This window comes from Sphingobium cyanobacteriorum (genome assembly GCF_030580935.1).
GTDB classification, from domain to species: Bacteria; Pseudomonadota; Alphaproteobacteria; order Sphingomonadales; family Sphingomonadaceae; genus Sphingobium; species Sphingobium cyanobacteriorum.
Genome location: NZ_JAUQOM010000004.1, coordinates 177863 through 194953 on the forward strand (window position 1 = coordinate 177863; position 17091 = coordinate 194953).

Sequence of the window (17091 nt, forward strand, 5' to 3'; positions counted from 1 at the left end):
CACGCAACAGGTGCAATGATGCCTGCTCTGAAATCACGAGTTGACGCCGCGCGTCATTGAGTGGCGAACACAACGGTTTTCTGCCCGTTCATGATGACCCGACGTTCGGCATGCCACGCCACCGCGCGCGCCAGGACCGCGCATTCGACATCCCGCCCGACATTGACGAGTTGCTCCGCAGTCAGGGCATGCGACACGCGCATCGCGTCCTGTTCGATGATGGGGCCTTCGTCGAGGTCGGTGGTGACATAATGGGCCGTCGCGCCGATCATCTTGACGCCGCGCATATGTGCCTGATGATAGGGCTTGGCGCCCTTGAAACTGGGCAGGAAGGAATGGTGGATGTTGATACAGCGTCCGGCCAGGAAGCGGCACATTTCTTCCGACAGGATTTGCATATAGCGCGCCAGCACAACCAAATCGACATTATGTTCGTCCACCAGTGCGCGGATACGCGCTTCCTGTTCCGCCCTGCTGTCCTTCGTCACCGGCAGATGATGATAGTCCAGGCCGTTCCATTCGACGAACGAGCGCATATCTTCATGATTGGACACGACGCCTGCGATCTCGACGGGCAGCAAGCCCGCCTTCCAGCGATGCAGCAGATCGTGCAGGCAATGGCCGAATTTCGAAACCGCGATCAGCAGGCGGGGCTTCACGCTGTCGTCATGAATTTCCCAATCCATGTCGAAATGCCGCGCGATCATGTCAAAACCGTCTTTCCAGACGTCGATCGGCCGCGCCGCCGCATTTTCATCCACAAAGACCGTGCGCATGTAGAACAGGTTCGTGGCATTGTCCTTGTAATGATTGGATTCGGCGATCGAGGCGCCATTTTCGTAAAGATAGCCTGACAGCTTTGCGACGATGCCATTGCGGTCCTTGCACCTGGCAAGGTGGACATATCTTTTCGGTTCGGGATTCATGACGTCAGATGATCCTGCCTGTTGAATTCAAGGGCGGCGTCGCTGAACCAGTCGCGCAGGTACGCCTGATAGCTACGGTCAGCATAGATGCGGAAAGTCGGCCCATCGTCGAGGCGCGCAACCAGGACGCCGACCTGGACGAACAGGGTGCGCACGCAATGATCCACGCCAAAGGCGCGCGGATGAAAATCGATGCTGGTCCCCTTGGCCAGCAGATCCCGCGCGACGCTGCCCGATATCTCGAAGATGGTGCGGGCGGCGGCCATGTCGGCATAATGTCTGGAACCGCCAAGAGCCTGGACATGATCGATGACTATTGCAGGCGGCACCCCTTCGATCATCCATTCGCATGGGGAAAGCCAGAATAGGCGGCGATCCTGCCCGACCATGATGTTGGGCTGCTGGGGCAGGGCGTGTCCCAGGATGGACATATATCCTTCCCGTTCCGTCCCCTGCGGACGGCCAAGCCGCAATATGCCCAGAAACGCCGGATGCACCTGTGTCACGGACAGCCCCGGCATCTCGATCCGCCAGTCCAGATCAGTCATTCAGACGCTCCCCGCTGGGGTCATAGGACGCCAGTTCAACGATCCGGGCCGGCCGTTCCCCCGCCGCGCACAATATCGTCACAGCTTCGCCAAGCCGCTTATGCCCGCCATGAATCATGGCCAGCGCAACGCCCCGCCCCAATGTCGGACTGAATACACTCGACGACACATAGCCATCGCTGCCATCCCCCCTTCCCGCGAGCCGCAAATGGCTCCCGACCGGCAGATGGTCAGGCCCGTCCATGGCCTCCAGCCCGACAAGCTGGAGGCGATCGGGAGCCTGATCAGCCGGGCGCAAAAGCGAGCGCTTGCCGATGAAATCGACCTTTTTGCCAAGCACCCGCGCCCAGCCGACATCCAGCGGATTGGTGGTGCCATCGGTGTCCACGCCGATGTGCAGATATCCCTTCTCGGTGCGCAGGATCATCCATGCTTCCACCCCGACCGGAACGATGCCCATATCCGCGCCGGCGGCCATCAACGCCTGATACAGGGCATCGACCCGATCGGCGGGGACGTTGATCTCGAACGACATTTCTCCGGTGAAGCTGACCCGCATCACCCGCGCCGGAATATCGGCCACATATCCGTCCCTGACACTCATGTGCGGGAATGCCGCCGCATCGATCGGAATGTCGGTCCCGGCCCTGGCAAGCACGGCGCGCGCCTGCGGGCCGCTGAGCGTAAGGACGCCCCATTGCGCGGTCACAGGCGCGATCACGACGTCCAGGTCGACCCATTCGCACTGCAACCATTCTTCCAGCCAGGCGGCGATGCGGTCCGCCCCCGCGCTGGTGGTGCCCACCAGGAAATGATCCTCGCCAAGGCGCGCTGCCACCCCGTCATCGATGATCACACCCTGTTCATTGAGCATCAGCCCGTAGCGACAGCGGCCGACCTTCAGCGTCGACAGGGTGTTGGCATAGACCAGGTCGAGGAAGCGGGCCGCATCCGGCCCCTTGACCTCGATCTTGCCGAGCGGTGAACCTTCGAACAGTCCCACCGCACGCCGAACCTGGGCGGCTTCGCGCTGTTCGGCGGCATGGGGCGTCTCACCGGGACGCAGATAGCATGAAGGCCGCTGCCAACCGCCATATTCCTCGAACACGGCCCCCAGCGCCGCATGGCATGCATGGCCCGGCATCCGCCGGACAGGCCGGAACAACGGGCCTGTCGCAGACCCGCGCAATGCGCCCAGCGGCACCGGCGTGAAGGGAAACCGATAGGTCGTCGTCCCGGTGGCGTCGATCGACTGGCCGGATAGCGATGCCATGATGGCCAGCGCGTTCACGCCGGACGTCTTGCCCTGATCAGGGGCCATCCCCAGCGTCGTATAGCGTTTGAGATGCTCGACCGAGACGAAATTCTCCCGATGCGCCTGCCCGATGTCGGCAAGAGTCACATCGTTCTGAAAATCGACAAAGGCCTTGGACTTGCCCCCCGCAACCGACCATAGCGGGGTGATGGTCGCTGTGCGTGACGCCTGTGCGCGCGGCGCAGGAATGGCGGCCGGCATTTGCCCCATCCCCTCCAGCGCGCGCATCGCCGCCGCATGCGCCTCCTCCAGCGCCGGACCAAGCGCCAAAGTGCCGTTGGCGCCTCCGGCCACCTCCATCGCCTGCACGGCAGGACCGGGGCGAAGCAGCGCCTGCTCCTCGTCATAGCGCAGCCGCCCGCCCGACTGGCAGAACAGATGCGCAGTCGGATTGGCGCCGCCCGACATGCCCAGCAGGTCGCAGTCAATCCATCCCATGCGCCCTGACGCATCCCGAAGCCTGACAGCTTTCAGGCCCTTATAGCCCCGTGTGTCGCATATGACGCTCATGTCATGCAGGGCGATGCCCCGCCCGCGCAATTGGGCGGCGAGATCCTCCGGCGCCTTGCGCGCATCGACCAGGGCGGCGACTTCGACGCCCGCGTCGGCCAGGCAAAAGGCGGTGGTGTAGGCATCGTCATTATTGGTGAAGATCACCGCGCGGCGACCGGGGGCGACCCCATAACGGTTGACATATTGCCGCAACGCCGAAGCCAGCATGACCCCCGGCCGATCATTGCCCCCAAATACGAGCGGGCGCTCGATCGCGCCCGTGGCCAGTATCACCCGCCCGGCCCGTACTTGCCAGAAACGACAGGCCGCCTGCCCCGGCGTGGCCAGACGGGCAGGGTCCCATTCGACCCGTTCCAGCAGCGCGACCAGATTATGATCGAAATAGCCGACGGCCGCGGTGTTGCGAAGAATCCGGGTTTCAGGCGCTTGCGCGAGTTCACGCTCGGCCGACCTGATCCAGGCCGGAGCGCCAAGCCCGTCGATCATCGCATCGTCATGGTTCAGCCGGCCGCCCAGGACCGCATCCTGCTCCACCAGCAGGACGCGCGCGCCCGATCGCGCCGCGGCGCGCGCCGCGGCGATGCCAGCCGGGCCACCGCCGATCACCAGCACGTCGCAATGCGCAAAACAGGTTTCGTAGCGATGCGGATCGGGCAGATTTTCAACCTTGCCAAGACCGGCAGCCTTGCGGATGAAGCCTTCGAACAGGTGCCAGTCCGGCCACATGAAGGTCTTGTAGTAAAAGCCTGCGCTCAGGAAGCGTGAAAAGACATTGTTGATCGCGCCGATGTCGAACCCGACGCCGGGCCAGCAATTGACCGGCGCTGCAACCAGTCCATCATATAGGGGCACTTCAGTTGCCCGCAGGTTCGGCACCGCCCAGGCGCCCTCGCCCACCGTCACCAGCACATTGGGTTCTTCGGCGCCGGCCCCCAACAGCCCGCGCGGGCGGTGATATTTGAACGAACGACCCAGCACCCGGACGCCATTGGCCAGCAGGGCGGATGCCAGCGTGTCACCCGCATAGCCGGTATATCGGCGCCCGGCGAAGGTGAACCGCAACGGCCGGTCCCGATCGATCAGGCCGCCTGTCGGCAGACGATGGGGCTGGGAACGGAGGGGCTGGGAACGGAGGTTCATGCCACTGAATCGCTTTGTACCATGTCTGGAACGGGTTCGGTCATCGCATAGACGGCCAGGATATGGTGCGTGGTCGTGTCCCGCAGGACGTTAAACCAGCGCCCGCACCCAAAGCTGTGGTGCCAGCGCTCCGCATGATGGCCACGCGGATTGATGCGATCGAACAGATAGCTACCCCAGCTTGCGTCCGAAACCGCCTCGGCCGGGCCGGGACGCTGGATGTGGCTCTGTCCGCCACAGTGAAACTCTCGCTCGTCACGGGGACCACAGAATGGACATGATAGTCGTAGCATGATGTGCGTCCCTAGTGCGCGATGCCGGACGCACCGGCCTCATCGATCAGCGCGCCGGTGCTGAAGCGATCAAGCGAGAATGGCGCGGCCAGCGGGTGCGGATCGCCGGTGGCGATATGATGCGCCAGCAGCGTGCCGCCGGCCGGAATCGCCTTGAACCCCCCGGTTCCCCACCCGCAATTGATGAACAGACCAGGGACCGGCGTGCGTCCGAGAATGGGGCTGGAATCGGCCACGACATCGACGATCCCGGCCCACTGCCGCAGCAGCCGCACCCGCGCCAGTGCCGGGAACTGTTCCGCCAGCGCGCCCAGCACATTGCCGGCGACCGGCAGATTGCCCCGCTGCGCATAGGACAGGTAATGATCCAGCCCGCCCCCCACGACAAGACCGCCCTTGTCCGACTGGCTCACATACATGCCGGTCGCGAGCGACAGGACGACGGTGTCGATCACCGGCTTGATCGGCTCTGAAACAAATGCCTGAAGGGCGTAGCTCGACACCGGCAGGCGAAAACCGGCGAGGTCCGCAAGGGTGGTCGAACTGCCGGCCACCGCCAGACCGACCCGACCGCAGGCGATGGTGCCGCGCGTGGTTTCAACGCCCGCGATCGCGCCATCCGCACTCCTCATGAAGCCGGTAACGGCGCAATTCTGGATGATGTCGACGCCCAGCCGGTCCGCAGCGCGCGCATAGCCCCAAACGACCGCATCGTGACGCGCCGTACCGGCCTTTTCCTGCGCGAAGCCACCCAGCACGGGATAGCGCGCGTCGGCCGACATATCGAGAAACGGCACAGCGCGGGCAATATCGGCGCGCGTCAGCATCCGGGTGGCGACACCATTGGCGTTCATCGCCCCGACCCATTTGACCGCGGCCTCCATGTCGTGACGCGAATGCGCCAGGGTTATCATCCCGCGCTGGCTGAACATGATGTTGTAGTTCAGTTCGCTGTGCAATTTTTCGTAGAGATCGACCGAAAAATCATACAGCCGGGCACTGGCGGGATAATAATAGTTGGATCGCACGACCGTGGTGTTGCGTCCGCTATTGCCCCCGCCGATCCAGCCTTTCTCGATCACCGCGACATTGCGGATGCCATGATTCTTGGCGAGATAATAGGCGCAGGCCAGCCCGTGTCCGCCGCCGCCAACGATCACCACATCATAGGCCGGTCCGGGCGCGGCATCGCGCCAGGCCGCCCCCCACGCGGGCGCGGATTTCAGTCCTTCACGCATGAGCGCCCAAAGGGAATAGCGACTTGTCATTCCAACCCCGATAGTTTGGATACATATGTGTATCGAAATATCGGCTGCGATGGCAAGCCCTATCTTGCACCCTGCGCAAGGTCATTGCTGGCACGTCACTGGTGCGCGCCGGCAATGAATATGTCCGCGCCGCAGAGATTTCCTTGCATGTACGATACATTTGTGCATCGTACATCCTAGTGACTCCCTGTTGCGGGGAACGCCATCGGACAAGATGGCGATATCGAGGATGAGAGGTTCTAAACATGAAGTCGCATGTTCGCGTGGCCGTAATCGGCGGTGGTGTGGTCGGTTGCAGCATCCTCTACCACCTGACGAAACTGGGTTGGTCGGATGTCGCCCTGATCGAACGGAAAGAGCTTACTTCAGGGTCGAGCTGGCACGCGGCAGGCGGGTTCCACGCGCTCAACAGCGATCCGGGCATCGCCAAACTGCAATCCTACACGATCGAACTATATCGCGAGATAGAGGCACTTTCGGAACATAGCGTGGGTATCCATATGACCGGCGGCATCAATATCGCCGCCACCGACGCGCGCTGGGAATTCCTGCGCGCCGACCATGCCCGTCACCGCGTTCTTGGCCTTGAAACCCATCTGCTCACCCCGTCCGAGATCCGGGATATATGTCCGCTGATCGACGTCACGGACGTGCGCGGCGCCTTGTTCGACAGCCATGAAGGCCATGTCGATCCCTCCGGCGCAACCTATGCCTATGCGAAGGCAGCCAAAAAGGCGGGCGCGGACATTTATCGCCATACCCGCGTGATGGACCTGAAGCCTACCGGCCGTGGCACCTGGCGCGTTATCACCGATCAGGGCGAGATCGAGGCCGAACATGTCGTCAACGCCGCGGGTCTGTGGGCGCGCGAGATGGGCGCGATGGTCGGCGTGCAGTTGCCGCTGATCCCGATGGAACATCATTATCTGATCACGGAGGACATCCCGGAGATCGTCGCCGCGGCGCGGGAATTGCCGCTGATTCTGGATCTGGATGCTGAAATCTACATGCGGCAGGAACGGGGCGGCATGCTGGTGGGCGTTTATGAAAAGGACGCAAAGCCGTGGGCCGTCAACGGCACCCCATGGGATTATGGCGAAACCGAATTGCTGCCGCCCCAGCTCGATCGCCTCGCCGATGCGCTCATCAAGGGCTATGAACGGTTCCCGGCCGTGGCCGAAGCGGGGATCAGGCGCATCATCAACGGGCCGTTCACTTTCTCGCCGGATGGCAATCCGCTGATCGGCCCGGTTCCGGGCGTACCCAATTACTGGTCCGCATGCGGCGTGATGGCCGGTTTCGCGCAGGGCGGCGGCGTGGGCCTGTCGATCGCGCAGTGGATCATCGACGGGGAACCGAGCGAAGATATTTTCGCCATGGATGTGGCCCGGTTCGGCCCCTATGCCACGCCCGGCTACACAACGGAGAAGGCAAGGGAATTTTATGCCAATCGTTTCCTGCTGGCATACCCGAACGAATATTGGCCCGCCGGCCGCGATATGCAGCATGATGCCCTGTTCGATTCGCTGAAAGCCCGAAACGCGGTGTTCGGCGTCAGCTATGGCCTGGAAATCCCGCTCTACTTTGCCGCAGAGGGTGAAGAGGCCGTCGAAACCCCGTCATTGCGCCGGTCGAACGCCTTCCCCAATGTCGCACGCGAAGTGAAAGCCGTGCAGGAGGGCGTGGGCATATTGGACGCATCCTCCTTCGCCAAATATGAGGTGAGCGGGCCGAACGCCGCCGCCGCCCTCGATCGGCTGATCGCGAACCGGCTGCCCGGCACGGGACGCATTCGCCTGGCCCCCCTGCTGGCGCCCAGCGGCAGGCTGATGGGCGACCTGACGGTCATGCGTCTTGCCGAGGATCGCTTCTTCCTGTTCGGATCCGGCTATCTCCAGGCCTGGCACGGCCGCTGGTTCGACACGCACCTCAAAGCCGAAGGCGTGACGATCCGTAACCGCACACAGGAGTATCAGGGCATCCACCTTGCCGGCCCCAATGCCCGCACATTGCTGGAACGGCTGACGTCTTGCGACGTATCGGACAAGGCCCTGCCGTTCATGGGCGTGCGCGAAATGGAGGTGGGCCTGGCCCCGGCCATGGTCGCGCGCCTCTCGCTGACCGGCGAGCTGACATATGAGATATATATGCCCGCACAGTGCCTGCGCGCGGCCTATCTCAAGGCGATCGCACTCGGCCAGGATCTGGGCGTGGTCGATTTCGGCTTCCACGCCCTGGCGTCCATGCGTCTGGAAAAAAGCTATGGCATCTGGTCGCGTGAATTCAGCCGGGACTATACGCCGGGCATGGCGGGCCTTGGCCGCTTCATCGACTTCAGCAAGGACTTCATCGGCAAGGATGCCGCCCTGGCCGAACGGGACACGCCCGCCGATCGCACATTGGTGACTTTGGCCGTCGAGGCGACGGATGCCGATGCGTCCGGTTACGAGCCGGTATGGCATGACGGGAACTATGTCGGCTTCGTGACGTCGGGTGGTTATGGCCACCGGGTAGGCACCAGCATCGTGATGGCCTATATCGACCGGGCGGTCGCCGACGCACCGAATGGCTTTGCAGTATCGATCCTGGGCGAGAAGCGCCCCGCGCAAATCGCACGAGAAGCCCTGTATGATCCCGCCTCCGTCCGCCCGCGCAGTTAAGCAGGCCATGGCGACACGCTTTCCAGATGCTGGGGAAATAGCACCATGATTCGCACCGTCCTTGCCACCCTGGCCCTGCTCGCGTCATCCACCGCGCTGGCATCCGCAACGCCTGCCGTTACACCGACACGAACAGCTATGACGGGGGATTTCACGCTGCTCGTAGGGGGCGACTTGCTCGGCCCCTACGACACGTCCATCGATCCGGTTCCACCGCGTTTCCAACCTGTGGCCGACCTGATCCGCAAGGCCGACGTGTCTTTCGCCAATCAGGAAGGCAATAGTTTCGACCTCAGCAGCTTCACAGGTTCCATCGCGGCGGAAAATGGCGGCGGCTATCCGATCCATACACCCGCCACCATGCGTGGCCTGCGCGCGATCGGTATCAACCTGCTTTCGCGCGCCAACAACCATTCCCTGGACTGGGGAGAAGCCGGGTTGCTGGCGTCCGACGTGGCGCTGGATGCCATCGGCTTCATGCATGCCGGGACGGGTCGGAGCCTGACGGAGGCGCGTGAACCGGCGGTGATCGACACCGGCCGTGGCCGCGTCGCCCTGATTGCGACCGCCTCGACCTTTCCCGGCATATCGCCCGCGGGCAATGCAGCGCGGGGCGCCGGACCGCGACCGGGCATGAACCCGCTGCATGTCGAACCTGTCCATCTCGTCAATGGCAAGGAGATGGAGGCGCTCGTGTCGATCACGCGCCGGGGCGGCTGGCAGGGTTATGACCTGCCGGACGCGGATCGCCCGGCCAAAGAAGTGCATCTGGCCGGAACGCTGTACCGCGCATCCGACACACCCGGCCTCCATTATGATGTCAGCGCCGCCGACAGGCGCGCACTGCTGGAGTCGGTCGCATCGGCCGCGACAGGTTCGGACCTCGTTCTCTTTTCGATCCATGCCCACGAAACCCTGTCGGGCGCCTATGAAGACCCCGCACCCGCCGATTTCCTGCCCCCGCTATTCCATGACGCCATCGACAAGGGCGCGGCGCTGGTTGTTCGCCACGGCCCGCACGCCACGCAGGGCATAGAGATCTACAAGGGCAAGCCGATCTTCTATGGCACCGGGCATTTCTTCTTCGAACTGCCACGCACGCTCACCATAGCGGGAGACGGACCGAACAGGCAGACGGTCACTTTCCCGGATAGCTGGTGGGAATCCACGCTGGCAACAGTGCACTATCATGATGGCAAGCTCGTCCGCATCCGCATTTACCCGATCGCCATCATCGACGCCGACGGCCCCGAAAAGGGCGTGCCCACACTGGCGCGCGGCGCGCAGGCGAAAGCGATACTTGAGCGGGTGGCGGAGCGTTCGAAGGCGTTCGGCACCCGCATGAGGATTGAGGGTGAAACGGCTGTGATCGATCATTTCTGAGACTGGAGCGGGGCGATCCGATTGCATGGGATCGCCCCGCTCCAGCTTTTCCGTGAGGGGCGGCAGGCGGCCTTGCCCGCGCCGGGCCTTTCAGCGGGCGGGCGCACCTTCGGGCAGGGCGGCGTCCCGAACGGGCTGGCCGGTGACGAAGGCCCGTATGTCCGCCGTCAATGCCTTGAGGCCAGGCAAGTCCGAATAGAGCATGTGCCCGCCGGGATAATAGGTCAGATTCACACGCCCCTTCCCATGGGGCAGTTGCGATACCAGATATTCGGTCGCGCCCAGCGACGATGTGGCGTCAAACACGCCAAAGGTCATCATGACGCGCAAGGCCGGATCAAGCGCCAGTTGTTCGTCCAGGACGACATCCAGCCCCGGACCGGGCGGCGCGATATAGCGCCAGCTATCTTCGAACCCGTAGGGGTCGGGCACAATGGATCGATATGCAGGCAGGCCCGTCTGTCCGAACATACCGGCGACATAGGCCTCCATCGCATGGGTAATCCCGGCAGACGCGCGGGTCCAGTCCCTGTCCCGATCCACGGGCGTACCGTTCAACGGCTCGGTTTCCCGGCCATCGAACTGGCCCAACGCCAGCCCGCGACTGGCAAGCAGGTCGCGGCGGACGCTGCCCATGCGCAGATCATGCGCCAGGAAATAGGCGGCCGGCAGGCCGATAATCTGTTCCAGCCTCGACGCCACACCCGCCCGTTCCGCCTGGCTGAGCCTGTTGCCCCGCAAGAGGGCCGAGGCGTAATCGCCATAGGCATAGTCACGCGCCTTGTGCACCGCCTGTTCCAGCGTCTGGGTCCGGTTGTCGATCAGGCCATGATACCATGCGAGCGGCACGGCGTCGGGCAGGCGCACGATGCTGCGCGCGGGATCAGGCAGCCCCCTGACCGCCCGGTCGGGCGGACCATTATAGGTCAACGCCTGTGAAACGAGAACCAGCCCGGCGACCTTGACCTGGGGGCTGGCGTTACGCAGGTCGCGCGCCAGCATGACGGCGCGATGGGTGCCATAGCTTTCCCCCACCAGATAGACGGGCGACGCGATGCGGCCATGGCGGACGAGCCAGTGGAGGATGGTCTGTGCAGCGGCATGGGAATCGCCATCGCTCGACCGGAAGGTCAACGGATCGGCGCCATCGACGGGGCGCCCATATCCGGTTTCCGGTGGATCATAGAAGAGGAGGTCCGCCACATCCAGGATGGTGTCGTCATTGGCCACGACCGGCGTTGCCGGGTCAGCCATCGCGGCGGTTGTGAGAGACACCATGCGCCGTGGTCCCAGCGCCCCGAACATCAGCATGTTCGATGCGGCACCCGGCCCGCCGTTGAACACGATCACCACGGGACGGTCACTGGCGGCCTTGCCATCGGCGACGAAGGCGGTGGTAAAGACGCTGCTGGCGTCCCTGCCCTGCCGGTCCCTGACGATGACTTCGTCCAGCAGGACATGATAGCGGACGCGCCTGGCATTGAACGTTCCGCTCTGAACCTTCGAGAAATGCCGTGGCCCGCTGATGGCGCGATCGGATGGTGCGGGCCAGGTGGACACCGAAGCAGCGGGCTGTGACGGGGCGGGCTGCGACGGGGCGGGCTGGGCCAGGACAGGCCGTGCCAGGGCGGCCGCGCAGCAGGACAGGAGCAGGAGAGCCGCACCATATTGCCGCCATCGCGCCTGGATGGCATGTTCACCGGAAAAGGTCGCTTGCGATCTCGACATGCCGATACTCCCTATGAATACAGGAATGTATTCATAACTTGCATCCCCGCGTCAAGGCCGCAGGAATGGCATCGGAACCTCCGCCTTCATTCAGGCGCGGCGGACGATTGCAGGGCGTTGATTGCAGGGCGTCAGCGTCAAAAAATCATCGATGAAGAACGATACACTATTGTCTTGACACTTTCCTGTCATTCTTCATGTTCTGGCCGACGATGTGGGACGCCCGATTGACCGAAAGGGACAGGCACGGCCGACCATTGCGCGGACTGGATACCGCACGACGCGCTAGAGAAGGAGCCGCAATGACTGCAATGCTTGCGCAAGCCGGGGCAAGTACCGGCTCCAGAGGCAGACTGGCGCTTGGAATCCTCGCCCTCGTGCTGTTCGTGAACTATCTCGATCGCTATGCGCTCTCGGTCCTGCTCGAAGGCATCAAGGCCGATCTCCGGCTGTCGGACACGCAGGTCGGCCTGCTGACCGGCGCGGCCTTCGCCCTTCTCTACGCCACCCTGGCGATGCCGGTCGCCCGGATCGCCGAACATAAGAACCGGGTCATGGTCCTGACCATCGCGATCCTGCTCTGGAGCGCAGGCACCTTCCTGTGCGGGCTTGCCGGTTCCTATGCCATGCTGTTCCTTGCACGGATGCTGGTGGGAACGGGCGAATCCGGGGTCATGCCCACGTCGCACTCCATCGTCGGCGACAGCTATCCGATGGCGCGGCGCGGCACGGCCCTTGCAATCCTGAGTTGCGGCGGTGCGCTGGGAACGGCGCTCGCCCCGGCGATCGCAGGCTATCTGGAAGACAGGCTGGGGTGGCGCGGCACGTTCATGGCCTTGGGCTTGCTTGGGTTGCCGGTGGCGCTGGCCCTGGCATGGGTCGTGAAAGATCCCGCGCGGGGCCTGTCGGACGGTCGCCCCGCGGGCGATGCGCCCCCCTTCATCGTCGCCTTGAAGCGCCTGCTGTCGCGCCCCGCATTCGTCCTGATGGCCCCCGCCATGGTCATTACAGGGCTTGCGGAATACAGCCTCTTCCTCTGGCTGCCATCCTATCTGTCCCGCACCTATGGCGGAAGCGCGGCCAGCGTGGGCGCGATGCTGACCCTGTTCCAGGGGCTGCCGCTGTTCGCGGGCACATTGGCGGGCGGCATGATCATCGACCGGCTGGTCAGGCGCGACCCGCGCTGGCTCGCCAGGGTTCCTGCGATCGCCTGCCTGCTGGCCGCGCCCAGCATCCTCCTCATCTTCATCAGTCCATCGCTGGAAATCGCGCTGGCCATGATGATCATCCCTTCACTGGCCCTGGGTCTTTATCTCGCCCCTTGCTACACATTGCTCCAGTCGGTGGCCGGTGCACGGTCGCGGGCGACGGCGGTGGCGCTCATGACCTTTCTGGTCAACGTGATTGGCCTGGGCTTTGGCCCGGTTCTGATCGGTGGCCTCAGCGACATTCTGAAAGCGGCCCATGGCGCGGACTCGCTACGCCTTGCCTTCTTCGTCGTGCCGCCATTATATCTGACGGCAGGCGCGACCTATTTGCTGATCGCGCGTTTCGTGCCGTCCGCCATGGCCGCGGCAAGCCAGGAATCCGTGGCGGACTGAACGCCCCTTCCCATCCATGCAGGCATGTTCCGTGAGAGACGACCCGTTCCAGACCGCGATACTGGCCGCATGGCATGGTGAAATCTTCGGGGCCGAACTGGGCCGTCTTGGCCCAATGCTGCTGGCGGACGGGATCAGCCACACAGACAGTTTCGCGCAGATCGGCCAGGTGGAGGCATTGATGGCGCAGATACTCTATCCTGCGCTGACCCCGTCGCCCGACATCAGCGCAGCCCACAAGGCCGCCAGCGACCGGGCAACGTCTCTGCTGAAAGACTGCGGGAACTGGCAGGGCTTCCTTGCCCGTTCCACCGCATCCTTCCCCGCGGCCCTTGAACGCTTCAGGCAGATCGTGCGTATCGCCCCTGCAAGGCATCGGCCGCTGGCCGAACTGCTGCTCGCGCATGAAATCGCGCTGATCGATTTCATGGACAGGGACGCGCATCGCGTCCCCATGCCGTCAGGCAATGCGCTTGCACATTTCGTGGAAAAGGCGGCAGCCCTCGCACCGCGATCCTGATAGCAGGCCGGGAGGGCTATGCCGCGCGCCGATCCTGATCCAGCTTTTGCAGCAACTGGGCCACATCCCCGGCCGGGATCGGCTTGCTGAAGAAGTATCCCTGAATCTGCCCGCAGCCTTGCGCGCGCAGAATGTCAAGCTGGTCGCTATTCTCCACGCCTTCGGCGGTCGTTTCCATGCCCAGCGCATCGGCGAGCGTGGTGATCGCGCGGATGATCGCCGTCGCCCCTTCATGCGCGAGCAGGTCGACGATGAAGCTGCGATCGATCTTCAGCTTGTCGAAGGGGAAGCTGCGCAGATAGCTGAGCGAGGAATAGCCGGTGCCAAAATCGTCCAGCGCCACGCGCACGCCCAGCGTGCGAAGCGAATGGAGCGAGGCCAATGTCGCTTCCACATTGTCGATGAACAGGCTTTCGGTGATCTCCAGTTCCAGTCGCTGCGGGTCCAGGCCCGATCGGGCCAGCCCTTGCAGCACGATGCTGTTGAGGGTGGAACTGCGGAACTGCACCGGCGACACGTTCACCGCAATGCGGATATGGTCGGGCCAGCTTGCCGCGACCCGGCAGGCTTCATGTATCACCCATTCGCCGATCGGGATGATAAGGCCCGTTTCCTCCGCCAGTGGAATGAACTGCAACGGCGACACCATGCCGCGAACAGGATGATTCCAGCGCAGCAACGCCTCGAAAGCCGTCACCCGATTTTGCGACAGGCCAAACAGGGGCTGGAAATGCAGTTCCAGTTCGCCATTGCGCAGCGCGTCGTGCAAATCGACTTCCATTGCCCGGCGTGCCTGCGCCTCCGCATCCATCGCCGGTTCGAAGAAGCGATGACTGCCCTTCCCGTCCTGCTTGGCACGATACAGGGCAAGATCGGCATTTTTCAGCAACATGGTCGCATCCGCGCCATCCTGCGGCGCCAGCGCGATGCCGACGCTGGCGCCCGCCACGATGCGATGGCCGTTGACGTGAAAGGGCTGGGCCAGGCTGTTGACGATGGCGCGGCCGATCTGGTCGGCATGACCGGCGCCATCATCCACCAGCAGGGCGAATTCGTCGCCCCCCAGCCGCGCCACGAACCCGGCAGGACAGGTCTGCGCCAGCCGGGCCGCGACATCGCACAACAGCGCATCGCCCACCGGATGACCCAGCGTGTCGTTCACCGCCTTGAAATTGTCGAGGTCGAGGCAGAACAGCGCAAAGCCTTCCTTGCCCGCGCGCTGATGATACAGGGCGATCTGTTCCCGCAACAAGGTGCGGTTGGCAAGGCCGGTCAGGCCGTCATGGAAAGCCATGTGCGCGATCTGGCGCTCGCGCATCTCCACCGCGTTGACCATGCGGTTGAAACTGCGCGCCAGTCGCCCGATTTCGTCGCGCGTCTCCACCTTCACCTGGGCATGTTCGCCCGAACTGACCTTGCGTGCGGCGCTTTCCAGCGCGATGATGGGCCGGGCCAGGTTGCGCGACATGACAAAGGCGCCCCACAGCGCCAGCAAGGTGCCGATCAGGCCGAACGCCAGAAGCGCGTTCAGGATCGGCGCATAGGCCGCCATCGCATCGGTCAGGCTATATTCCAGCACCAGCATCCGGGGCGCGGAGGGCACCAGATTTTCCACGGGCCGGGCCTGGACCAGCATATCGTCCGATCCGCGCCGCCATTCGCGCGTGGTGATATCATCGCTTTTCGTCGTGCGCAGGCCAGCGGGCAAGGCAGCGACGGGCAGCAGCCGGGGGTTGAGGTCGACCGCGGACAATTGCGCCAACTGCGCCAGTTCCTTCGGCCCCATATTCCTGGAAAAGACCACCCAGCCGGTCAACATCGGCGCCCGCACAGGTGCAGCCGCGACCATGTGGCTCTGCCCGCGCCAGCCGACGATGCCCTGTCGCCGCCCGCTGTCCAGCGCGTCGTAGAGTTGACTGGATTCGGTTTCGGTCAACATGTCCGTATCGCCGGCGAGCGCGCCATCGACCGAGACGAACAGGGCATGGTCGATGCCGAAACGGCGCTTGAGACTGTCCAGTGCCGATGCGATGGTGGGCGCATCACTGGTTCCGACAGCCGTGCGAAAGCCAAAGTCGCTGGCCAGCACCGTGGCGCTCTGGTCGAGCTGGCGGAACTGCAACGTCGCCATGCGCGCAAACAGGGCGCTGCCTATCGCCATTTCCTGGCGCACCGTCCTGTCGGCATAATGATCGATCGCGTTGCGCGTGGCATAAAGCGACATGCCCATGATCGCGACGAACAGCGCGCCATAGAGCAACGTCATCTTGACGGTCAGGGCCGATCGCATGTGCCGCAACCCGCGCCGCAACCGCCGCCTGAAAAGAGCGCCTTTCATCAGGGGCTCGTGCGCAGCGCCACGGAGATGTTCCGACTCACGGAGCCGTTGCCGGGCACCGGCACCAGCAGCAATTGTTCATTGTTTCTGGCCTTCATCAGAGGGTGCCAGATGGTGACTTGTGCCGTGCCGGCCGCCAGGCGCGGTATCCGCACCTGTCCATCCGCGCCGCTCTTGGCCGCGAAGGGGGTATCGACGACCTTGATGAAACCGCTCATCTGGTCATGGATGTTGCAACCCAGCGCCACCGCACCCGCCGTCTTGAAGGTGTAACTGCGTGTTTCATCCTTGCCGAACAGCTTGATTTCGAACCTGGCCGGCTTGGAGAAGGAATAGACGTGATGCCGTACCTTGTCATGATTGGGGAAGCGCACCGTTGCCCCGACAGGAACGATCAGCACATGGGGCGAAAAGGCCACATTTTCTTGCACCATCGTCGTGCCCCAGGGAAAGCGGATCGGCCCGTCCGGCACGCCACCGGCCGGTCGCACGGTGACAACGGCATTGCTGACGGGCCGGCCCGCCGCATCCACGATCTTGAGATCGATATCCCCGGCATGGCTCGCCGGGCTGCCGAGCAGCGTAGCCATGCCCGCGAGAATCAGGAAAGAAAGGTTCCGCATGAGGGGCCGACATAAAGAACAAGGATAAATAAATGCTTAGTCCAGTTTGGTGCATATTGTCCCCTGCCGCGACCACAAAGGCAATCGTGGGCCACCCAGGATGCGGACTGGCGCGGCGCACTGCCCGAACCGGCAAAACATGCATCCATGGCGGCCTGTCGAAGGGGATGGCGATGGCCGCCACGAACGGATCGCGCCGGGTTCGACCTGACGCACGCCTTGAACGACATTGCGC

Annotated in this window: 12 protein-coding genes; 4 read left to right on the forward strand and 8 right to left on the reverse strand. The window is 63.6% G+C overall.

From position 1 onward, the window contains the following. Positions 1-53: 53 nt before the first annotated feature. The 5 genes from purU to Q4610_RS11110 are packed head-to-tail and all read right to left on the reverse strand — an operon-like array spanning position 54 to position 6003. The gene (gene purU, locus Q4610_RS11090) at positions 54-926 is read right to left on the reverse strand and encodes a formyltetrahydrofolate deformylase (protein ID WP_304536012.1); all 873 of its coding nucleotides are present in this window, start codon (positions 924-926) and stop codon (positions 54-56) included. Beyond that, on the reverse strand, positions 923-1474 hold the full coding sequence (locus Q4610_RS11095; RefSeq protein WP_304536013.1) for a sarcosine oxidase subunit gamma: 552 nt from the start codon (positions 1472-1474) through the stop codon (positions 923-925). Before Q4610_RS11095 ends, purU begins: the two co-directional genes overlap by 4 nt. Next, the gene (locus Q4610_RS11100) at positions 1467-4442 is read right to left on the reverse strand and encodes a sarcosine oxidase subunit alpha family protein (RefSeq protein ID WP_304536014.1); all 2976 of its coding nucleotides are present in this window, start codon (positions 4440-4442) and stop codon (positions 1467-1469) included. Before Q4610_RS11100 ends, Q4610_RS11095 begins: the two co-directional genes overlap by 8 nt. Beyond that, the gene (locus Q4610_RS11105) at positions 4439-4735 is read right to left on the reverse strand and encodes a sarcosine oxidase subunit delta (protein ID WP_304536015.1); all 297 of its coding nucleotides are present in this window, start codon (positions 4733-4735) and stop codon (positions 4439-4441) included. The genes Q4610_RS11100 and Q4610_RS11105 overlap by 4 nt, the downstream gene beginning before the upstream one ends. 11 nt (positions 4736-4746) lie before the next feature. Next, positions 4747-6003 carry a sarcosine oxidase subunit beta family protein gene (locus tag Q4610_RS11110; protein WP_304536016.1) on the reverse strand — a complete coding sequence of 419 codons (1257 nt, stop codon included), beginning with the start codon at positions 6001-6003 and terminating at the stop codon, positions 4747-4749. 245 nt (positions 6004-6248) lie between these two features. Between Q4610_RS11110 and Q4610_RS11115 the strand changes: the two genes are divergently transcribed. Together Q4610_RS11115 and Q4610_RS11120 are read left to right on the forward strand one after the other, a co-directional pair. Then, positions 6249-8663, forward strand: a complete 2415-nt coding sequence (locus tag Q4610_RS11115) for a GcvT family protein (protein ID WP_304536017.1) — start codon at positions 6249-6251, stop codon at positions 8661-8663. Positions 8664-8708: 45 nt separating this feature from the next. After that, positions 8709-10046: a CapA family protein gene (locus Q4610_RS11120; RefSeq protein WP_304536018.1), complete on the forward strand. Its 1338-nt coding sequence runs from the start codon at positions 8709-8711 to the stop codon at positions 10044-10046. A 90-nt stretch (positions 10047-10136) separates the two neighbouring features. On the opposite strand, the gene Q4610_RS11125 is transcribed toward Q4610_RS11120, so the two are convergent. Further along, entirely contained in the window at positions 10137-11774 is a 1638-nt protein-coding gene (locus Q4610_RS11125) for a S10 family serine carboxypeptidase-like protein (RefSeq protein ID WP_304536019.1), read from the reverse strand. Positions 11775-12076: 302 nt separating this feature from the next. Between Q4610_RS11125 and Q4610_RS11130 the strand changes: the two genes are divergently transcribed. Both Q4610_RS11130 and Q4610_RS11135 read left to right on the forward strand, forming a co-directional pair. Further along, entirely contained in the window at positions 12077-13375 is a 1299-nt protein-coding gene (locus Q4610_RS11130) for a spinster family MFS transporter (protein ID WP_304536020.1), read from the forward strand. A 31-nt stretch (positions 13376-13406) separates the two neighbouring features. Next, a complete protein-coding gene (locus Q4610_RS11135; RefSeq protein ID WP_304536021.1) occupies positions 13407-13895 on the forward strand; it encodes a hypothetical protein in 489 nt (162 codons plus the stop codon). A gap of 16 nt (positions 13896-13911) precedes the next feature. On the opposite strand, the gene Q4610_RS11140 is transcribed toward Q4610_RS11135, so the two are convergent. Next, the gene (locus Q4610_RS11140) at positions 13912-16233 is read right to left on the reverse strand and encodes a putative bifunctional diguanylate cyclase/phosphodiesterase (RefSeq protein ID WP_304536022.1); all 2322 of its coding nucleotides are present in this window, start codon (positions 16231-16233) and stop codon (positions 13912-13914) included. After that, a complete protein-coding gene (locus tag Q4610_RS11145; RefSeq protein ID WP_304536023.1) occupies positions 16233-16823 on the reverse strand; it encodes a cupredoxin domain-containing protein in 591 nt (196 codons plus the stop codon). Before Q4610_RS11145 ends, Q4610_RS11140 begins: the two co-directional genes overlap by 1 nt. Positions 16824-17091: the final 268 nt, after the last annotated feature.